Origin of the sequence: Mesorhizobium sp. M7A.F.Ca.AU.002.02.1.1 (assembly GCF_003998535.1) — a bacterium.
GTDB lineage: Bacteria > Pseudomonadota > Alphaproteobacteria > Rhizobiales > Rhizobiaceae > Mesorhizobium > Mesorhizobium ciceri.
Genome location: NZ_RZPB01001448.1, coordinates 1 through 549, shown reverse-complemented (window position 1 = coordinate 549; position 549 = coordinate 1). Strand labels below are relative to the sequence as shown.

At 60.3% G+C, this 549-nt stretch carries 1 pseudogene; it reads left to right on the top strand.

Features of this window, described 5'->3' with window-relative positions:
- Positions 1-488 (top strand): annotated as a pseudogene (locus EN879_RS38280) (ABC transporter permease); the annotation flags it as partial.
- Positions 489-549: the final 61 nt, after the last annotated feature.

The window sequence follows — 549 nt, the reverse complement described above, 5'->3', positions numbered from 1 at the left end:
CCGTCGTCAATCTGGAGCCTGATGCGGCGGCGCAAGCTTTCCTCGCCGGGCAGAACGACGCCGCCGTCACCTACGAGCCGTTCATCTCGGCGGTGCGCGACAAGTCGGACCAGGGCCATATCCTGGCGACGACGCTCGACTACCCGATGGTGCTCGACACGGTGGGCTGCACACCCGAATTCCTGAAAACCAATCCGGATGCCGCCAAGGCGCTGGCCGACAGCTATTTTGATGCACTCGACCTGATCAAGAGCGATCCGCAGAAATCCTACGAGACCATGGGTGCCGACGTGAAACAGTCGGCCAAGGAATTCGAGGATTCGGCGAAATACCTGAAATGGGCCGACCGGGCGGAGAACAAACAGTTCTTCACCAAGGAATTCCAGGACTTTTCCAAGACCGCTGGCGAACTGCTGCTGCAGATGGGACTGATCAAGGAAGCGCCCGACGTCACCACGTTGGCTGACACCAGCCCGGTTTCGAACTGATCGTTCGGCCTTTGACCATCAAGCGGCGGCGCCTGGCGCTGCCGCCTTCTCTTGGACCTGT